The organism is Monashia sp. HAY1-2A, assembly GCF_056755315.1.
In genome coordinates, this window is record NZ_JBNDHY010000706.1 from 1 (window position 1) to 242 (window position 242).

At 69.4% G+C, this 242-nt stretch carries 1 protein-coding gene; it reads left to right on the plus strand.

The window, feature by feature from the left end; translation table 11 throughout:
* Positions 1-242, plus strand: a 242-nt coding sequence (locus ACPYOM_RS23625) for an RsmG family class I SAM-dependent methyltransferase (RefSeq protein ID WP_481347849.1), incomplete at both ends; no start/stop codon positions are given.

Genomic DNA, 242 nt, shown 5'->3' on the forward strand with positions numbered 1-242 from the left:
ACCCCGGCATCAGCCACGGGCTCATCGGGCCGCGGGAGGCGCCGCGCCTGTGGGCTCGGCACGTCTTCAACTGCGCAGTGGTGCCCACGGCCATCCCCGTGCGTGACGCCGGCGGTCAAGAGGTCATCGACGTCGGGTCTGGCGCCGGCCTGCCCGGGCTTACCCTCGCCATCACCCCTGTCTCTTCCACCCCTCTCCGAACCCACGAGGCGCGTAGTAATATGGGGGTGGGGGTTTTGTGT